This is a genomic window from Segatella intestinalis (assembly GCF_029348455.1).
Taxonomy (GTDB): domain Bacteria; phylum Bacteroidota; class Bacteroidia; order Bacteroidales; family Bacteroidaceae; genus Prevotella.
Map to the genome: position 1 here is coordinate 110,521 of NZ_JARJVV010000010.1, position 21,287 is coordinate 131,807.

The window sequence follows — 21,287 nt, forward strand, 5'->3', positions numbered from 1 at the left end:
TGGAGTTGCGGTCCTTTACATATCCTTCTACAAGCGATTATCAGAGATAACCCTATCCCCAACACGCCCTGAAGGGGCAGAAGCTCATAGCCCAGGGCAACGCCCAGGGTTGTTTTGGACGTTAACCTGTCGCCCTGTAAGGGCAAAAGCTTTAAAACTCCTGGCAATATTCTTCAGTTAGCTTACTAATGCAAATTTACACATTATTTATATATGAGGAAAAAAAATATGCAGGAAAGAACGAATAAACGTGTGCAAACGATTACACAAAATATTGACAAAGTGAAGGGTTGTAAAACAAAAAAAGAGGGTTGCATCACTGCAACCCTCCTTAATAACAATAGCACTTAATAAAACCAAATTTACTAACCCTTAATTATATTTACAATTCTAACATTACTTAATCACAAACTTCTTGCCGTTGCATATATATGCACCTGGAGCCAAGATGTACTCAGCATCCTGAGCGTTGCTTACCTCGGCAACCTTCACACCTGAGAGGGTGTAAATCTTCACTGCGCCTGCCTTCTGAGCTGCTACAGTCTGGTTGATGCCTGTTGAGATAGACTCATTGGTCTTACCATCACGGTTATAAACTGCACCGTTTTCGAAAACCAAATCGTTTGTCTGCTGACCACCGCCGTTGTTGAAGATGATATTGGTAGGAGCAGTTGTCAAATCGCCATCATACTTCCACATCCAGACATCCAAACCATTCTTCTTCACACCGATCTTGGTACATGCTACACCAGGCCAACCACCAGCATATTCCACTGGACCATCACTCCAAGCGTAAGCATGAATATCACTCCAGTCTGAAGGAGCGAGGAAGTAAGCGAAGATACCTGTTGGAGTAGGAATAACTACCTCTTTAATCTTGTTGAAGGTTGCAGAACCTGTCTTGGTTTCATTTTCAGCATTAGTTGCGCTCCAAGTTACAGTCTTGCTATCGCCTTCCATCATGTCATCACCGAGAGTGAAGGTAGTAGCCTTACCAGGAGTAAGAGCAACCTGCTCGCCATCACCGATCTTGTACCAACCGCTCTTGGCATTGCTGCTGAGGGTTGCTGTTACGGAGATAGTCTTCTGGAAGTCACCACCGTTAGGACTCAAAGTAACCTTGGCAGTAGCAACTGTATTGACAGGAGCGTCAATCTTCTTGGCACTTCTACTACCATCATACTCCAAGTAGGTATCACCTGTAATACCAGAGATTTCACCAGACTGAGCACCGCTACCATTATTCAAGATGACATTGAAGCTCTCAACGTTATCGAAATCACAAGTCCAGTATTTAGCACCATCAATCTCCACAGGACCATCCATTACCTTACCAGGCCATTCACCTGTCAGATTTTTGCCGCCAGTTATCCAAGCGTGGATATAAGGAGCCTTGTCTGCCTTTACATATACGGTGATAGCTGCGTTAGGATCTACCTTGGTATAAGTAACCTTACCAGTCTTCTCGCCTTCAGAGCTTGTAGCGCTCCAAGTCACAGTCTTGGTCTGATTGAAGTTCATGTCGTCGCCGATTGTGAAGGTGGTAGCCTCACCAGGAGTCAATTCTACCTTATCCTGTCCCTCAATCTGGTACCAACCAGACAAAGCATCTTCTGAGAGTTCAGCAGTAACTGTTACCGTATTGGTGCGGAAACTTCCGCCAGCTGGAGAAAGAGAAACACTTACTGGCTGAAGAGGAGTCTCGTCAACCCAAGTTGTACCAGCTTCCTGATTGCCATCATAGTCCTGACCACCCTTATGCTGAGCAGCAGTTTCGTAGATGAAAGCACCATCCTCAATGAGCTTGCCACCCTTCCAGTCTTTCACGAGTACGCGAACCTGACCCTGAGTAGCAGGAGCATCAACGGTGATAGTAGAACCTGTGTAAGTCTTGCCTGTTACCAAGTCTGTATAAGTACCAGCTGGGCAATCTGTGAAAGTAGCACCACCATTGAGGGCTACGAGTGCATAACTGTCCTTATAAGCACGCTTGAAGGCGATACCATTATTACCTGTTGCCTTACAACCCTCGTCTGTCCACTGACCCTTACGGAGAGCAGGAACAGCCTGACGAATCTTGTTCAGACGGATGAGGTGCTGAGCCAAATCATGATTCAATGTAGCTTCCACGTTACCAGAAGCCTTGTATTCACCGAAGTCTGATGCTTCTACATCACCTGTGATATAACCACCGAAGTAAGCACGACCAGTGTTAGAAAGAGGACCATTAGGACCTTTGTCAATCACAGAACCACGACGGAAACCTACCTCAGAACCATAATAGAGACATGGGATTCCACGGAAGGTGAACATCAGAGAGAGATTCTCAGCCCACTGAGCATCACTACCAGAGAAACGGATACCATCACTTGGCTGAGGACCGTAGTCATGACTGTCTACATATACTACATTGAAAGTAGCATCATTGTATTTCATATCACCAGACTTAGCCAAGCCGTATGCACTTCCTGCATTAGAGAAGTTGTAGTGCAATGGGAAGTCGATTACATTGAAACCGCTTGACTGAGAATAGTCTGGCTCATGCCATGCACCATTCAGCATAAAGGTATTATTGCTTTCAGGAGAATCAGCATTATCTTTCTCGCAGAGAGGCATCAGCTTAGCATCATAACCTGTACCACTGTCATAGATTTCCTGAGTGTCCCAGTATGACTGGCTGCCATCAAAGCTATCCATCAAGTTCTGTGGAGCCTTCCATGTATAATAATAAGGTGAAAGATTGTCCTGACCACGGTACTGCACACTACCGAAACGGGCACAAACCTCACCATACATGAAGAATGGAGCCTTGTTCAATCGCTTGTCCTCGTACTTCTTACCGAGGGCAGCAAACTGAGGAATGAACTGCTTGCAGAAGGTAAGACGTGAGATGTGACCGGATGTATCAATACGGAAACCATCGACACCCATCTTGATGAAATTGCCATAGCATTTGACAAGATAATCAGCCACTGTATTATTCTCAGTATTGAGGTCCACACAGTCGCCTGCAATCTGAGCCCACCAACGATTAGGTAAGTCCCAGTTGAAGTTACCGAAATGGTGCCAGTAGTTGTGAGTATCATGATTCTGGCCATCGGTATTCTTCATCATGGCAAGACGACGCTGATACTGATAACCAGGCTGAAGACTTGGATAGTCACTACCCAATGTTTCGAAATTAGGAATCATACAAGCATTGATGTCTGCCTGGTTACGAAGACGTGTATCACGGTCGAACTCCTTGCAAAAATGCTCCTCACCGAAGTTACCGGTGTGGTTGAGCACGATATCGAGGATAATCTTGATACCCTTGTCGTGAGCCTTGTCAATGAGTTCCTGGAACATCACGTCACCGCTCTTTTTGCCGTCACCGCTCTGATAACGGCAATCTACCTTGGAGAAATCCGAAGCATGATAGCCGTGGTAGTCATAACCGGATGCATTCTGTACGACAGGAGTGATCCAGATGGCAGTGAAACCTAACGCCTTGATGTAGTCGAGCTTGTCGATAACACCCTGGAAGTCACCTCGCCAGCAAGGGTCCTTGGTACTCTTCTGTGCTTCCTGGTTATCCCAGCAGAGCACGTTATTAGATGGATCACCATCGTAGAAACGAGTGGTCATCATGAAATAGATACTTTCGTCTCGGAAGTCAGTACGATTCGATGTAAACACATCGGTAGCCATCGTCTGCAAGGAGACCAACATGAGCATAAGGACTGCCCATAGCCTTGTGGTAAATCTTTTCATAAGATTGACTGGTTTTAATTTTTAGTTAGTGATGAAAATGTCATTATCTAAGTTTTGTTAGCTTACTAATGCAAAAGTACACATTATATATATATCTGGGGAAATATTATGCAAAAAAGAATGAATAATTATGTGCAAACGTTTACACGCAAATCTTGACAAACAGTAGACAGAAAAATAAAAAAGAGGACTGCATCACTGCAATCCCCTTTTTAATAATAGTACTTAATAAAACCTAATTAACTAAACTTACATTTATATTGACAATTTGCAATCATCTAAAGTTACTTAATCACAAACTTCTTACCGTTGCAGATATAAGCACCTGGAGCCAAGATGTACTCAGCATCCTGAGCGTTGCTTACCTCGGCAACCTTCACACCTGAAAGGGTGTAAATCTTCACTGCGCCAGCCTTCTGAGCCGCTACAGTCTGGTTGATACCTGTTGAGACAGATTCATTGGTCTTACCGGCAAGGTTATAAACTGCACCGTTTTCGAATTTCAAATCCTTTGTCTGCTGACCACCGCCGTTGTTGAAGATGATCATAGTAGGAGCAGTTGTCAAATCACCATCATACTTCCACATCCAGACATCCAAACCATTCTTCACACCGATCTTGGTACATGCTACACCTGGCCAGTTACCACCGGTAAAGTTGTCTGTATTATTCCAAGCCCAGCAGACAACCTTACTCCAGTCTGAAGGAGCGAGGAAGTAAGCGAAGATACCTGTTGGAGCAGGAACAACCACCTCAGCCTTCTTGGTGAAGGTTGCAGTACCAGTCTTAACCATATCCTCTGCATTAGTTGCACTCCAAGTTACAGTCTTGCTCTCGCCTTCCATCATGTCAGCACCAAGAGTGAAGGTTTCAGACTTACCAGGAGTAAGAGCTACCTGCTCGCCATCGCCAATCTTATACCAACCGCTCTTGGCATTGTCGCTGAGGGTCGCAGTAACCTTGATAGTCTTCTCGAAGTCACCACCATTAGGACTCAAAGTAACCTTGGCTGCAGCATTGACAGGAGCATCAATCTTCTTGGCACTTTTACCACCATCATACTCCAAGTAGATATCACTTGTAATACCAGTGATGTCACCAGACTGATCACCGCTACCATTATTCAAGATGACATTGAAACTCTCTACGTCATAGAAAGAGTAAGACCAGTATTTTGCACCATCAATCTCCTCAGGACCCTTCATTACCTTACCAGGCCATGCACCTGTCAAGTTCTTGCCGTCAGTACCTGTTGTCCAAGCGTGGATGTAAGGAGCCTTGTCTGCCTTTACATATACGGTGATAGCTGCGTTAGGATCAACCTTGGTATAAGTAACCTTACCAGTCTTCTCCTTGCCTTCGGAGCTTGTTGCACTCCAAGTCACTGTCTTGGTGTCATTGAAGTTCATGTCATCACCGATAGTGAAGGCAACAGGCTTACCAGGGGTCAAGTCTACCTTGTCCTGTCCCTCTATCTGATACCAAGCAGACGTAGCATCTTCTGAGACCTCAGCGGTAACAGTTACCGTATTGGTACGGAAAGTACCGCCAGCTGGAGAAAGAGAAACGCTTACTGGCATAAGAGGAGCCTCGTCAACCCAAGTTGTACCGGCCTCTTCATTACCATCATAGGTCTGACCGTCCAGAGACTTGGCTGTTGTATCGTAGATGAAAGCACCATCATCAATGAGCTTGCCACCAGTCCAGTCTTTCACGAGTACGCGAACCTGACCCTGATTATTAGGAGCATCAACAGTGATAGTAGAACCTGTGTAAGTCTTGCCTGTTACCAAGTCTGTATAAGTACCAGCTGGGCAATCTGTGAAAGTAGCACCACCATTGAGGGCTACGAGTGCATAACTGTCCTTATAAGCACGCTTGAAGGCGATACCACCCTTGGCAGGAGTACACCCCTCGTCGGTCCACTGACCCTTACGGAGAGCAGGAACAGCCTGACGAATCTTGTTCAGACGGATGAGGTGCTGAGCCACATCATGATTCAAAGAGGCAGCCGCATTACCAGAAGCCTTGTAGTCACCGAAGTCTGATGCTTCTACATCACCTGTGATATAACCACCGAAGTAAGCACGACCGGTTTCAGAAAGAGGACCATTAGGACCTCTGTCAATCACAACATCGCGACGGAAACCAACCTCAGAACCATAATAGAGACATGGGATTCCACGGAAGGTGAACATCAGAGAGAGATTCTCTGCCCACTGAGCGTCTGAGCCGCCAAAACGAGACCCTGACCCAGGACCATAGTCGTGACTGTCTACATATACCACATTATAGGTAGCGTCATTATATTTCATATCACCAGTCTTAGCCAAGCGGTATGCGGTGGCAGCATTACCGAAGTTGTAGTGCAATGGGAAGTCGATCACATTGAAACCGCTTGACTGAGAATAGTCTGGCTCATGCCATGCGCCATTCAGCATAAAGGTATTGTTGCTTTCTGGAGAATTCGCATTGTCTTTCTCGCAGAGAGGCATCAGCTTATCATCATAGCCTGTACCTCTGTCATAAATTTCCTGAGTGTCCCAGTATGACTGGCTGCCATCAAACTGATCCATCAAGTTCTGTGGAGCCTGCCATGTATAATAAAAAGGTGAAAGGTTGTCCTGACCACGGTACTGCACACCACTGTAACGGGAACAAACCTCACCATACATGAAGAATGGAGCCTTGTTCAATCGCTTGTCCTCGTACTGCTTACCGAGGGCAGCAAACTGAGGAATGAACTGCTTGCAGAAGGTAAGACGTGAGATGTGACCGGATGTATCAATACGGAAACCATCGACACCCATCTTGATAAAATTGCCATAGCACTTGACAAGATAATCAGCCACTGTATTATTCTCAGTATTGAGGTCCACACAGTCACCTGCAATCTGAGCCCACCAACGATTAGGTAAGTCCCAGTTGAAGCTACCGAAATGATGCCAATAGTTGTGTATATCGTGGTTATTGCCATCTGTATTCTTCATCAGGGCAAGACGACGCTGATACTGACCAGCAGGCAAAAGACTTGGATAGTCACTACCTAATGTTTCCAAATTAGGAATCATACAAGCATTGATGTCTGCCTGGTTACGAAGACGGGTATCACGGTCGAACTCCTTGCAAAAATGCTCCTCACCAAAGTTACCGGAGTGGTTGAGCACGATATCGAGGATAATCTTGATACCCTTGGCGTGAGCCTTGTCGATGAGTTCCTGGAACATCACGTCACCGCTCTTTTTGCCGTCACCGCTCTGATAACGGCAATCTACCTTGGAGAAATCCGAAGCATGATAGCCGTGGTAGTCATAACCGGATGCATTCTGTACGACAGGAGTGATCCAGATGGCAGTGAAACCTAACGCCTTGATGTAGTCGAGCTTGTCGATGACACCCTGGAAGTCACCGCGCCAACAAGGGTCCCCGGTACTCTTCTGTGCTTCCTGGTTGTCCCAGCAGAGCACATTGTTACTTGGATCTCCATCGTAGAAACGGGTGGTGATCATGAAATAGATACTTTCGTCTCGGAAGTCAGTACGATTCGATGTAAATACATCGGTTGCCATCGTCTGCAAGGAGACCAACATGAGCATAAGGACTGCCCATAGCCTTGTAGTAAATCTTTTCATAAGATTGACAGGTTATTATTTTTTAGTTAGTGATGAATATCTATGTTAGTTATGTGATTGTTAATTCCTTCACTTTAAAACTCTTGGCAATATTCTTCTGTTAGCTTACTCATGCAAATTTACACATTATATATATATGATGGGAAATATGATGCAAAAAAGAATGAATAAACGTGTGCAAACGATTACACTCAAATCTTGACAAACAGCAGACAGAAAAACAAAAAAAGAGGACTGCATCACTGCAATCCCCTTTTAATAGCACTTAATAAAACCTAATTAACTAAACGTATATTTATATTGACAATTTGCAATCATCAAAAGTTACTTAATCACAAACTTCTTACCGTTGCAGATATAAGCACCTGGAGCCAAGATGTACTCAGCATCCTTAACGTTGCTTACCTCGGCAACCTTTACACCTGAGAGAGTGTAAATCTTCACTGCGCCTGCCTTCTGAGCTGCTACAGTCTGGTTGATGCCTGTAACGACCTCGTTGGTCTTACCGTTGCGGTCATAAACAGCACCGTTTACGAAATCGAAATTACCTGTCTGGTTGTTACCATTACCATTATTGTTGAAGATAATCTTGGCAGGAAGTTCAGTCTTATCACCATCATACTTCCACATCCAGATATCCAAACCGTTCTTCTTCTCACCAGTCTTGGTACAAGCTACACCAGGCCATCCACCAGCATATTCGCCACTACCATCAGTCCAAACATAAGCGTGAACATCATTCCAGTCTGAAGGAGCGAGGAAGTAAGCATAGATACCAGTTGGAGTAGGAATAACTACCTCTTTTATCTTGTTGAAGGTAGCAGAACCTGTCTTGGTTTCGTTATCTGCATTAGTTGCACTCCAAGTTACAGTCTTGCTCTCGCCTTCCATCATGTCAGCACCGAGAGTGAAGTTAACTGGCTTGCCAGGAGTAAGAGCCACCTGCTCGCCATTACCAATCTTATACCAACCGCTCTTGGCATTGTCGCTGAGGGTAGCAGTAACCTTGATGGTCTTCTGGAAGTCACCACCGTTAGGACTCAAAGTAACCTTGGCTGTTGTGTTGACAGGAGCATCGAGCGTCTTGACATTTGAACCACCATCATACTCCAAGTAGATATCGCCTGTAATACCAGTGATGTCACTTGACTGCTTGTCATTACCATTATTCAGAATCACATTGAAGCTCTCTACTCCATCGAAAGTCTTGTACCAGTAGTTGACACCACCAATCTCTTCAGGACCATCCATGGTCTGACCGTGCCATGCACCTGTCAACTCCTTAGCAGGTTTGCCAGGAACCCAAGCATAGATAGTTGGAGCATTGTCTGCCTTTACATATACGGTGATAGATGCGTTAGGATCCACCTTGGTGAAGGATACAGAACCATTCTTCTCACTCTTGTCGTTCTTAGCATACCATGTTACAGTCTTGCTCTGCTTGAAGTTCATGTCTTCACCGATAGTGAATTTCTTGGTCTCACCAGGAGCCAGCTCTACCTTGTCCTTACCTTCTACCTGGAACCAACCAGAAGTTGCCTTACCGCTAAGGCTTACCTCTACAGTAACAGTATTGGTGCGGAATGTACCACCATTCTGAGAGAACTTCAAACCAAACTCATTAGTCTGTGGCTCAACCCATGTTGTACCATCTTCCTCATGACCATCATAAGCCTGATCAGCCTCTGACTTAGACTTAGGAGTCTCATTATAGATGAAAGGACCATCCTCACCTATCTGACCGCCCTTCCAGTCCTTCACGAGAACACGGAGCTGACCCTGAGTAGCAGGAGCATCAACGGTGATAGTAGTACCAGTGTATGTTTTGCCTGTTACCACGTCGGTATAAGTACCATCAGGGCAATCTGTGAATGTTGCACCACCATTGATGGCTACGAGTGCATAGCTGTCATTCTTATAAGCACGCTTGAAGGCGATACCGCCCTTGGCAGGAGTACAACCATCGTCGGTCCACTGACCCTTACGCAAAGCAGGAACAGCCTGACGAATCTTGTTCAGACGGATGAGGTGCTGAGCGACATCATGATTCAATGTAGCAGCCACATTACCTGTTGCCGTGTAGTCACCGAAATCCTTGGCTTCTACATCACCTGTGAGGTAACCACCGAAGTAAGCACGACCAGTTTCTGAAAGAGGACCGTGAGGACCTCTGTCAATCGGAGCACCGCGACGAAAACCTACCTCAGAACCATAATAGAGACATGGAATACCACGGAAGGTGAACATCAGAGAGAGATTCTCTGCCCACTGAGCATCATCACCAGAGAAACGGAATTGGTCATTGGTTTGCTGAGGACCGTAGTCGTGGCTATCAACATATACCACATTATAGGTAGCATCATTATATCTCTTGTCACCTGACTTTGCCAAACCGTATGCGGCGGCAGCATTACCGAAGTTGTAGTGCAATGGGAAGTCGATCACATGGAAACCACTTGCCTGAGAATAGTCTGGCTCATGCCACTTACCATTCACCATAAAGGTATTGTCGCTTGTTGGTGTTGGGGCATTGTCTGACTCACAGAGAGCCATCTGATGGTCATCCACACCTGTACCGCCATTGGCTTTATCAAAGAGTACCTGTGTATCCCAGTATTTCTGGCTGCCATCCCATTTATCGAGCAAGTCCTGTGGAGCCTGCCATGTGTAATAATAGCAAGAGAGGTTATCCTGACCACGGTATGTGACATCACTGTAACGGGCGCAAACCTCACCATACATGAAGAATGGAGCCTTGTTCAATCGCTTGTCCTCATACTGCTTACCGAGGGCTGTAAACTGAGGAATAAACTGCTTGCAGAATGTCAAACGTGAGATATGACCGGATGTATCGATACGGAAACCATCGACACCCATCTTGATGAAGCTGCCGTAGCACTTTACGAGATAATCTGCTACGTAGTCGTTCTCGGTGTTCAGATCGACGCAGTCGCCTGCAATCTGAGCCCACCAGCGGTTAGGAAAGTCCCAGTTGAAGTCACCAAAATGGTGCCAGTAGTTGTGAACATCCTCGTTCTTACCACGGACGTTCTTCAACAGGCCAAGACGACGCTGATACTGCTCATAAGGGACACTTGTAAGGTAGTCGGAACCCAACTTCTCCTCGTTAGGAATCATACAAGCATTGATGAGTGCCTGAGTAGCCAAGTCGGTATTACGGTCAAACTCCTTGCAGAGTGTCTGCTCACCGAAGTTACCGGTGTGGTTGAGCACGATGTCGAGGATAATCTTGATACCCTTTTCGTGTGCCTTGTCGATAAGTTCCTGGAACATGGCGTCACCGTCCTTGCTACCATCGCTGCTCTGATAACGGCAGTCAACATGCTGGAAATCCATGGCATGATAACCGTGGTAGTCATAACCGGATGCGTTCTGCACTACTGGTGTAATCCAAATGGCAGTGAAACCCAATGCCTTGATGTAGTCGAGTTTGTCAATGACACCCTGGAAGTCACCTCGCCAGCAAGGGTCTTTTGTTTTGATCTGCTCTGACTGGTTGTCCCAGCAGAGCACATTGTTACCTGTGTCACCATCGTAGAAGCGAGTGGTCATCATGAAATAAATACTTTCGTCTCGGAAGTCAGTACGATTGCTGGTAAACGTATCCGTTGCCATCGTCTGCAAGGAGACCAACATGAGCATAAGGACTGCCCATAGCCTAAATGTAAATTTCCTCATTTGATAGACTGGTTATTTAATTTTTAGTTAGTGATGAATATCTATGTTAGTTAGCTGATTGCTAATACCTTCGTGTATGGTAACCCTGTCCCCCAACACGACCTGAAGGGGCAGATGCTCTTTGTTTATGGTATGCGGTAAGGGAGAAGCCCTGTCCCCAACACGCCCTGAAGGGGCAGAAGCTCATAGCCCAGGGCAGCGCCCTGGGTTGTTTTGGGCGGTAATCTGTCGCCCTGTAAGGGCAAAAGCTTTAAAACTCCTGGCAATATATAAAGCTGTTGCCCTTACAGGGCGCATTGCTGATTGCCTTTATACCCAGGGCGATGCCCTGGGCTAAGAGCTTCTGCCCTTACAGGGCGTGCTGCTTATAGGAGTTGTTGACCTTTACATATCCTTCGACAAGCGATTTTCAGAGATACCCCTGTCCCCTACACGCCTTAAAGGGCAGATGCTCTTCGTTTATGGTATGCGGAAGAGATAACCCTGTCCCCAACACGCCCTGAAGGGGCAGAAGCTCATAGCCCAGGGCAGCGCCCTGGGTTGTTTTGGGCGGTAACCTGTCGCCCTGTAAGGGCAAAAGCTTTAAAACTCCTGGCAATATATAAAGCTGTTGCCCTTACAGGGCGCATTTCTCATTGCCTTTATACCCAGGGCGCTGCCCTGGGCTAAGAGCTTCTGCCCTTACAGGGCGTGCTGCTTAAAAGGAGCTTTTGGACCTTCGGCCATACTTAAACCACTTGTGATCCTTCTGTTAGCTTACTAATGCAAAATTACTCTTTATATATATAAGGTGGTAAAATAAATGCGAAAAATTGCGAATAATAATATGCAATCGATTGCATAAATATCTTAACATTCTACACTCTACAAAACAAAAGAGGACTGCATCTCTGCAGCCCTCTTTAATGATAATAGCGATTAATAAACTAATTAAACTAACCCTTTAATTAATATTACACTTTTCTCAACCTATTCTTACTATTTACTGAAAATGTAATGAAGCCTAATCATCAGTCTTCCCAGGGTGATTTACCCTTAGGCCAAGCTGTGTTGTCAAAACTGTCGTCGGTGAAGTCGTGCTGTTTGGAGAATGTGATAAAATCATCATTCTGTCCTTTTTGAGCACCAGGCGAACCTACTAAGAGTTGTGACTCCACAACTACAAAACTTACTGAAACATTCGGTTGTATATATTTCTTTTTCATTTTACTCTTTGCTTACTTGTTCTACAATGCTTATATTTACTTAACCACGAACTTTCTGCCGTTGTGGATATAGATACCACCTGCTGTAGGCTTCTCTACCTGCTGACCACTTAGGGTGTAGTATTTGCCGTCATTCAACTTAGTGCTCTGATTTACCACCTCGTTGATACCTGTTGTACCGCCAACATTGGCAAAGTCGAATATGACTCCAGGAACCATCTTAGCATGAGTAACAGGATTAAATTGATCATTTCTGATTCCAACTCCTAAGATGTCTGCAGTTTCCTTATCTATAGACAAATAGCAGCTATTGCTGTAGAAGTTTCCTTTACCATTAGAAATCCAGAAGCCCATAAAGAAATCATTTTCATTTTCACAGTCTATTCCAACTGATTTACCTTTACCTGCACCAAACAAGTAGTTATAAGTTACTTTACCACCTACTATCTCTGAAGTTGGAACTACCCGTGCATAAGTGAGAGTCTGCAACAAACTTTTTACAGAAGTTCCTGAAGTTTCTTCATTAGCATTATACTCATACATTGGAACAACAACAGTATTCAAAGATGTGAGTGAGGTACGCTTATGGAACACAGCACCACCTTCAATGGCTGCAGCTTCCTTCTTAGTACCAAGAATAACACCTATATTAGCAGGGATGACATTATATTTACCAGATTTATCCTTAGAATCAAGCAGATTCAAATGAAGAGTCACTGCGTTATTAACTTTATCTGCCGAGAGTTGATCTACTACGTAAATATCTATATCCTTAGACACCTTCCATGCCTTTTCATCACTCCAGGTTCTGAGGAACTTATAATCACCCACATTTTTAATAACACGTTTGTTATCTTCGCTCTTGTAAACAATGTTCACACAGTCGCGCAATTCCAAATCCTTGCATGGGCTAATGGTATAATAATAGTCAGTACAAGCAACACCATCAACGTTACGGGTATAGAAGTAAAGACGTACGGTCCATCTACCAGCAGGGCGGTTCCAAATGATATTATACTTATCTTCGCTGAATTCACCTTTTTTAGTATAATTAACCTTATTAGGATCTTTTGCATCTGCGGTATGTCCTTTCGCTTCGGTATCTGATAAAGGAGTCTTAGCCATCTTGTTAGGTTCTGTTCCATCAGTATCCTCAAACCAATTGATTTTAGGATCATGGTTACCTACGAATCTGAAATGATTTTTGCCCTCACCAACTGTAGTTACTACAGTAGTCGTATAGCACTGCTCAACATCATCGTAAGTCATTTCTGCTGCTTTCGAGGTGTAATCCCAAACTTCTTTGCCTGTTATTTCATCAACTTTCAATGTACCAGGAATAGCATCACCTACCATAGATACAGAGGTTATTTTTGTAGATCCTTCTGCCTGATTTATCCGACCACTAAAACCAAGGTGCTTATCATTATCTGCAAGTCCGTCATGACCCTGGGAAGGATTATATTCAACGATGATATTACCTAAATCACCACCAGGCATTGGCTTTTCATTAGGAGAGAATAGATTGGTATTATTACCTGGATCATAGACTGAGCCACCATTACCTTGCAAAAACAGTTTGTTTGTTGTTGAAACATAGTCTTTACTATTCCTTTTAGTTTCATAATCATGTTCTGTCCATTTAACATAATCTTGAGATTTCAAATAATTTGAAATAACATAATAATTGTAATCTGCTGAAAAGTTTACAGAAGCAAAGAACTTATTACTAAATTTATTAGAGTGTTGACTAAGGTCGAAAGCATCATAAACAGGCATGGCTGTTGCATTTGGCGCATCACTGATAAAGTAAGCTACACGCCTATCACTATCATGTTCAATCTTCCACTTCTTAACTTCATGAGTCGTAGCGTCGACAGCAATATACAGATTATACATACCATCAGAATATTCATCGGACGATTCATTTCGAGACTTAAAATTCCAATAATTGGAATTCTCTTGAGTAATAGGAGTACATGTATTAGCCTTAGCTTCTAACCACTCTGTAGACATATCCGTATTTGGGCAAGTTCTACTGATAGAATAAGTTCCTGGACCAAAGATATTTTTTATATTTCCGAACTCATCGACATACATCACCTGTGCATGAGCTTTAAGAGAAGCAGGAATCTCTACCTTATATTCTTCATATACTACATTGTCATTTCCGCTTTTAATGGTAACATCATTCTGCTGCTGGAACTTAAATACAGCATCATCATAGGTAACTTTATCTCTGTCATCTTTACCTCCTTCAACTCCTTTAACTCCGCTAAAGGTAAAGAAGCTACCAGCGAGATAGAATCCCTGAGAGTAGACACGACCTTTGAGTCGATTGGTATTCTCAGTATCCCACTCAACGGTTGGGTTGCCAGTGCCGCTGCCGCTACTACTTCCTTCCTTAACGCACTTAATCTGATTAGTTTCATTATCCCAAGTAATGGTATAAGTTGATCCTTGGGCATTTTCAATCTTGAAAGATTTTTCATGTGTCTTACTTTCGTATGCCTGCTGATAAGAACTTGTTAAAACCAAGTCTTCAGAACTACTATTAGGTCCCCACTGCATGTCGCTTTTATTTTTAACTATACGAAACCAGACATTTTCAGCGGTTACATCCTTCAGCACACAGGTATAAATCTTACCACCATCGGTAGAGGTAAAATTAAAATTAGAGTTTTCGCTCCAATCTGTACCTTGTTTATACTGACTCACAACGGTAATTTTGTCTTCAGTCACTGTTTGTGCCATCATTTTCAGTGGTATGCTCATTAAGAAGCATAACACCATCATCATTAGTGTAAATCTTTTCTTCATATTTTTATAGTTTTAAACTTTATGTTTAGCTTTTAGTTAACTCGTCATTTCCTGTAGGTTTTACTTTCCTTGTTTTCCCAAACCAATGAATTCCATCGGAATGGATAACTACATTGTTCTTAATTGAAAGAATAATAAGTTAGTTAGAAACAACAATTTTCCTTTGCTCAATATTTCAGTTTAACGAATTGCAGTCCTTTCCTGCAACGCCCGTAGGCGATTTTATTGGTTCACTTTTTCTTTTTCGCTGCAAATATATAAAAAATGTAAAAGCAAAGGTACGAATACAAGGTAATTTTTGCGCAAATATCTGTGCAAACGATTACACTGGCATTCTTGTCAAAAGGTTCGAATGTAAGGAAGTTAGTACATCTCGGCAAGTCACAGAGATGTCTCAATGACTTACCGAGAAATCTCTGTTAGTCATTAAACGGGCCTATATGCCACTATAATGTGTGCATATAGGCCCGTTTATATTGACTATATTTATCATCTAAAATTCCGCTTTCAGCTGCTGCATCTGCTCCGCCGACAGGCCAGTAATTTCCATCACCGACGCTGCATCCATTCCCTTTGCCAGCATCTTTCTGGCAATCTCAAGGCTTCGCTGCTCCATGCCTTCAGCGATTCCTTCGCGCTTGGCTGTATCCACGGAATTCTTAATGTCACGATAAGCCTTTTTACTGGCTTCATACTCCCGCATTTCCAGCGGAGAAAACTTGGCTATCTCTGCTTCCTCGAAGAGGCGGTCGAAAACCTTGTCGCACAGTTCTGCCGATCCAAAAATTCGCTTGAAACCAAAGTCGGTTAGCAAACTAATATATCTTTCTTCTACCTGTTCCATTATCGTTTGTTTTCTAAAATCTGATGCAAAGATAGCACTATCGAGCGCAATGAAAGCTATCTCCATATGCCTTTTATTGCCATAGCGATTCGTTTTCCCAACCAGAAGGAAAACCAAGGGCAGCCTTATCTATTTCTGGAAACGTAGCAAAAAGACTGTTCATCTTATCAAGCATATCATTGTTTGGAGAGATAATATCAAGGAAGTACTTGATGATGCACATATCAAAGTACACTTTCAAAGGATCAGTTGGCAAGGTAATCCAAGGACGTGACATTCTGATAGGCATGGTAGCACGAATAGAGAACACCCTATTCCATACACGTGAATGATGACAACATGAGTTTCTTGTTACAGTGATAACGGTAAGCCAAGATTCAAAAGGTGCAACTTGTAAGCCAAATGACTGTGCTATACGCTTCTTTATTTTCTTATTCTTGATGTTAGAATAAATATTGGTGATTACACCAAATGGCAATATCTCGGCCAGCATCCATGAAGGTGGGTACTGATTGGTATATGTCTCTTTGAAATGGTTGATGAAATCCTCTTTTGTATGGTTCAGTTCATCTTCTATAAGACGTATAGAGCGATTGAACTTGGACGGATTTGAGAAATTGTCGGAATCAGTCATCCAAAAAGGGTTACCTGTCATTTCAGTTCCAAAGTTGACGATAGCGCAACGCACTGCGACCTCTATCTTTTCAATTTCATTGAATAGGAGTAAGCGTAGCTTCTTGTCAAAGCGATACAACATCATAACCTTACCGAAAGATACTCCTCGCTTGAATAGATGTTGCTCCTTGGGAATGGAAAGCAATGGGTACATATAGGCAGACAAACGATAGTAACCGATGTGGGAAAGATAATGCTGAGCCTTTTCTTCATCGGTTATCTCCATACCTCTTGTTTTGAGTAGTTGTACTAACTCTTGGGGGGTGGAGTATGTTTTTATGAACGGAATTTTTGTTGCCATATACCTATAAAAAAACGACCCGCACATTTGAGCATCGTTGAGAGGCTTGGCGGGTTCTCGTGCTGCAAAGATACGAATAATCATTGATAATACAAACTTTTCAGTAAGAAAAATAACATAAAAGTAGATTTCTTTGACATATTTGTATCTAATAATGTTAAATCAGGACTTAAAATTATATTTTACTACCCAAACAAAGTGGTTTTCAAGTTCAGAAATTATAGAAGTTAAACTTCCTTCCAATCTACCAATCCCTTTCCCCTATCATCCAACTCTATGGCGAGGGCGATGACCTTGCGCTTGCCGGCCTTGAAAGGCTCGGCGTACTGCTTGGCTCTGATTTGCTCTTCTGCAGCATCCACACCACCATTGTCGCTCAACTTCAACTCCAGGACGTAGATATATTGGGTGGTTTCCACCACCATGTCTATCCTGCCCGTAGCAATCATCTTTTCCACTTCCACCCTGCAACCGATGGCATTGAATATGGTGCTCATAATCAGGCGATAACGCTCCTCCATGTCCATACTGGCGAGCTTCTTGTTGCTGTAGGGCACATCCGCAATGAGGGCTTTCAGACATTTCATGGCTTCGGGAAGATTGCCAAGCTTCAGCGAGTACAACAACATATTCTGAGTAGTTATCACTTGGGCATTCGTTTTCAACGTCAAGGCTGGCAAAACAATCCTATAGAGAGCCTTACGGACTTCATAGTTTGGAATGCCAAGCAAATAGATATCATCCATATACCCTTTTATCGTAAGATAGCCCGACTGATAGAGGAATAGCTCGGCGCCGCCACCTGTTACGTCGGAAGTCTCCAATGTATCGCAGTCTACCGGACAATTTTCAAAATCCTTCAAACGAATTTCCATATTATCCACAAACTTAGGCAACATGGAGGTTGCACCTGATGAAGCCCAGTAGTTCTTCAGTTTGGAATCTGCCAGGGCATTGATAAGACTGAAGGGATTGAATACATCCACCATATTCTCATAACAGAAATGATAGCCATCATAGTAGGCTGTCAGTTGCGCCACAGCTTCGTCGAAAGTCCAACCTTCGTATTCAGCCAATTTATTGATTTCCGGCTTGAAATCACGCAAGACTTCTTCCTTGGTAATACCGCAAATGGCGGCATAGTTTGGCTCAAAACTGATGTCGCTCAGATTGTTGAGTACAGAGAAGAGAGAGATTTGCGTAAACTTGGTGATACCTGTGATAAAGACAAACTTCTCGTATTTGTCATCTGCCTTGAGGATGGCAAACACCTCACGATAAACAGCAGTACATGCTTCATGCTGCGGAGTTTTCCAGGAATGTTGCAAGGGCGAGTCGTATTCGTCGATGAGAATCGCCACCTGAAGCCCGGTTTTATTATATGCAGTCTGAATGATGGCATCAAAACGGTCGGCAAGAGAACTGCCCTGTCGTACAGCAATATCATACTCCGACTCAAGTTGATGGAAGGCATTGTCCAGATAGCTCCGCACACTTTCCGGTGCAGCTCCTGCAAGACTCATATCCAGCCGGATGACAGGACGCTTCACCCATTCTGTCTCCATCTGCATGATCTTCAGTCCCTCGAAGAGTTCCTTCTTGCCTAAGAAATAAGCTTCGAGTGTATCAACGAGGACAGATTTACCAAAGCGGCGTGGGCGGCTCAGGTAATTATACGTTTTCTCTCTGTTGGCAAGCTGCCAGATAATATCTGTCTTGTCAACGTACAGGTATCCACCCTCTCTGATTTTCTCAAAAGACTGGATGCCTACAGGCAATCTTCTATCGTTTATCTCTACCATCTTCCAGAATCTTTGGTTTACAATTGCAAATTTACGATTATTTTCTCAAATTGCCATCATTTTCTCTCTTTTTCTGGATAATTCTTTTAAAGTTAGCAGGTTTCAAGTACAGGCGAAGGCCTAAAAGTTCACAGAAGGGCGTGCAGGGTAATTTCAACCATACAGGAGGGTGTGCAGGATAATTTCAACCGTACAGGTCGGAAAATTATGCGAAATTTGCATGAGATGATCATCAGAAACACAGCAAATTACTCCCTAAATCTGCCAATTTGCGTTTGCTCAAGCAGAAAATTTGACAAAAAAAATGGGAAAATATGCAAAAATCATGAAGAAAAACACAAAATCGATGTAAAAGAAAACGAAAAAACATGTGGGCAACATGCCCAAAAACTTGGAACGGAGGCAAAAAAACAGGCTTTTTTAGCGGCCCAAATCGGGGGTGGGCAAAAATGGGCACCCTATCTTTTTAGGCTAAAACCCATCTTTTACAAAAATGCGAAAAAACAGAATTTACTACCCTTTTTGAACAGTTATTGCTACCAAAACTGCTGCCGTGCCGATTCATTTCAACATTTATATATAAACAACGCGAGAAAAGTGAGATAAAGTATTGATAATAAGGGGGAACGGATGGGATTTGCCCACATTTTTGTCCACATTTATAAGGATTATTCCAATTGGGTGGCAAAACGGCAGAATGGCAAAATACCTCCCAATGTGTATAAAAACCTTTTATTTTCTTAACGGATTTAACAATAGTGCACGTCATAGAGGTGCACCGAGTATTCAAAAAAAAATTCCGAACTTTGCAATCGAAATCTAAACAACTGAACTTTCGCATATCAGGAAGTTAAAGGAGTTAAGGAAGTTAAGGAGTTAAGACGTATGTCTTGCTGCTTAAGAAACTACGCCAAAAAGACTGTTGTCTTAACTCCTCAGCGACCGTAGGGAGCGATAACTCCTTTAACTTCTGAGCTTGCGAAACTTGAATAAACAACAAACATATGCCCAAAGATGCAGAAATAGAAAAAAGCAGAGAGCCCACTCTGCTAAAGGATTACAGACGATTCTGCCAGAGCGAATCTGACGTTCATGGGAGCGAAACAGAGATTCGTGGGAGCGAAACAGAGATTCGTGGGAGCGAATGCAAAAAACATGGGAGCGAATGTGGCAATCGTCACATTCGCTCCCACGATCCCCTGTTTCGCTCAGAGAAATCTCCTTTAATCAACTTCAGTCATTAACCATTAACCACGCAATGAATTACGGAATCAACAACGAAGAATCACCATAGCTCAGGAAACGGAAATCGTGAGCCAGAGCATAGTCGTACACTTTCTTCCAGTCGCCATGGAGGAAGGCACTGACGAGGAGGAGAAGAGTGCTCTGAGGCTGATGGAAATTGGTGATAAGCATCTTCACTATCTTGTACTGATAGCCGGGGGCAATGATGATCTGCGTGCTGGTGTGCAAAGCCTCCAGACCATTGCGGTCGAGATAGTCGATGATGGCCTGTATCGCCTGAGAAGGCTGAATGGCATTCACCAAACCGCCATCTGCCGACAACTCGTAAGGATCCCACTGGTTGACGTGCAGATCGTCTTCTGTCGCCTCGGGATGAGAGAGCAGATAAACGCCCATATAGTACAGGCTCTCGATGGTTCGCACACTCGTAGTACCCACAGCAATCACCTCGCAATGGTGCTGCAGGAGCTTCTCCAACGTATGACGGTGCACCACGATATACTCGGTGTGCATGCGGTGGCCCTCTATCTCAAGACTCTTCACCGGCTTGAAAGTACCAGCGCCCACATGAAGGGTAACCTCCTCACGCTCAATGCCATGGCGGTCGATGTCCTGCAACACGGCATCGGTGAAATGAAGTCCTGCAGTAGGAGCAGCCACACTGCCCTTTATCTTCGAGTAAACCGTCTGATAGGTAGTCTTGTCGCTCTCCTCGGTGGCACGGTTGAGATAAGGCGGAATAGGCAACTCGCCCACGGTCTCGAGAATCTCGGCAAAGGAGACCTGCGTGTTGTCCCAGTCGAAGTCGACCCAATAGTTGGTTCCACCACCCTTCGCCACCATAGAGGCAGCCTCCGAGCCTAAGGCGTCGCCACGACGCATGGTGGCAGAGAGTGTAAGCTGATGCCCCTTGATCTCGAAGTCGCGCTTCAGACTGCCCTCCTTCCACTTCTTCAGGTTGCCTATCATGCAGAGCCATGAGCAATGTCCAGTCGTCTGGAACATGAGCTCATAGTCGGTAGGATCGGCAGGCTCCATGAGGAAGACCTCTATCAGGGCACCCGTCTCCTTGCGGAAATGCAGACGCGCCTGAATCACCTTGGTATTGTTGTAAACCATCAGTCCGCCCTTGGGCAGGTATTCAGGCAAACGGTAGAACACATCCTCGCCTACCTCACCATGACGGTAGAGAAGGAGTTTGGAATGGTCGCGCTGCGCCAAGGGGAACTTGGCAATGCGCTCATCAGGAAGGGGGTAATTGTAATCGGTAATTTTTATATGTTTTGTATCCATTATGATTGAATTTTAATG

Annotated in this window: 10 protein-coding genes; 1 reads left to right on the forward strand and 9 read right to left on the reverse strand. The window is 44.0% G+C overall.

The annotated features are described in order from the left end of the window. Positions 1–396: 396 nt before the first annotated feature. The 8 genes from P3T48_RS08275 to P3T48_RS08310 all read right to left on the reverse strand — a co-directional run bounded on the left by P3T48_RS08275 (position 397) and on the right by P3T48_RS08310 (position 18,731). Positions 397–3,753: an alpha-amylase family glycosyl hydrolase gene (locus tag P3T48_RS08275; protein WP_276506367.1), complete on the reverse strand. Its 3,357-nt coding sequence runs from the start codon at positions 3,751–3,753 to the stop codon at positions 397–399. 284 nt (positions 3,754–4,037) lie between these two features. After that, on the reverse strand, positions 4,038–7,385 hold the full coding sequence (locus P3T48_RS08280; RefSeq protein WP_276506368.1) for an alpha-amylase family glycosyl hydrolase: 3,348 nt from the start codon (positions 7,383–7,385) through the stop codon (positions 4,038–4,040). Between the two features lie 324 nt (positions 7,386–7,709). Further along, positions 7,710–11,084: an alpha-amylase family glycosyl hydrolase gene (locus P3T48_RS08285; protein ID WP_276506369.1), complete on the reverse strand. Its 3,375-nt coding sequence runs from the start codon at positions 11,082–11,084 to the stop codon at positions 7,710–7,712. 1,010 nt (positions 11,085–12,094) lie between these two features. Continuing rightward, positions 12,095–12,289 (reverse strand): hypothetical protein, encoded by a 195-nt coding sequence (locus tag P3T48_RS08290; RefSeq protein WP_276506370.1) that lies wholly within the window; start codon positions 12,287–12,289, stop codon positions 12,095–12,097. Between the two features lie 36 nt (positions 12,290–12,325). After that, complete coding sequence (locus P3T48_RS08295; RefSeq protein ID WP_276506371.1) at positions 12,326–15,109, reverse strand: hypothetical protein; 2,784 nt, start codon at positions 15,107–15,109, stop codon at positions 12,326–12,328. A 493-nt stretch (positions 15,110–15,602) separates the two neighbouring features. Beyond that, entirely contained in the window at positions 15,603–15,953 is a 351-nt protein-coding gene (locus P3T48_RS08300) for an Rpn/YhgA-type helix-turn-helix domain-containing protein (RefSeq protein WP_276506372.1), read from the reverse strand. A 73-nt stretch (positions 15,954–16,026) separates the two neighbouring features. After that, on the reverse strand, positions 16,027–16,929 hold the full coding sequence (locus P3T48_RS08305; RefSeq protein ID WP_276506373.1) for an Abi family protein: 903 nt from the start codon (positions 16,927–16,929) through the stop codon (positions 16,027–16,029). A gap of 227 nt (positions 16,930–17,156) precedes the next feature. Beyond that, positions 17,157–18,731, reverse strand: coding sequence for a PD-(D/E)XK nuclease domain-containing ATP-binding protein (locus P3T48_RS08310; RefSeq protein ID WP_276506374.1), 1,575 nt, complete (start codon positions 18,729–18,731; stop codon positions 17,157–17,159). A gap of 225 nt (positions 18,732–18,956) precedes the next feature. Here P3T48_RS08310 and P3T48_RS08315 point away from each other — a divergent pair, with 225 nt between their 5' ends. Beyond that, positions 18,957–19,337, forward strand: coding sequence for a hypothetical protein (locus P3T48_RS08315; protein ID WP_276506375.1), 381 nt, complete (start codon positions 18,957–18,959; stop codon positions 19,335–19,337). 657 nt (positions 19,338–19,994) lie between these two features. Here P3T48_RS08315 and P3T48_RS08320 read toward each other — a convergent pair. Then, the gene (locus P3T48_RS08320; protein WP_276506376.1) at positions 19,995–21,269 is read right to left on the reverse strand and encodes an S-adenosylmethionine:tRNA ribosyltransferase-isomerase; all 1,275 of its coding nucleotides are present in this window, start codon (positions 21,267–21,269) and stop codon (positions 19,995–19,997) included. Positions 21,270–21,287 lie beyond the last annotated feature (18 nt).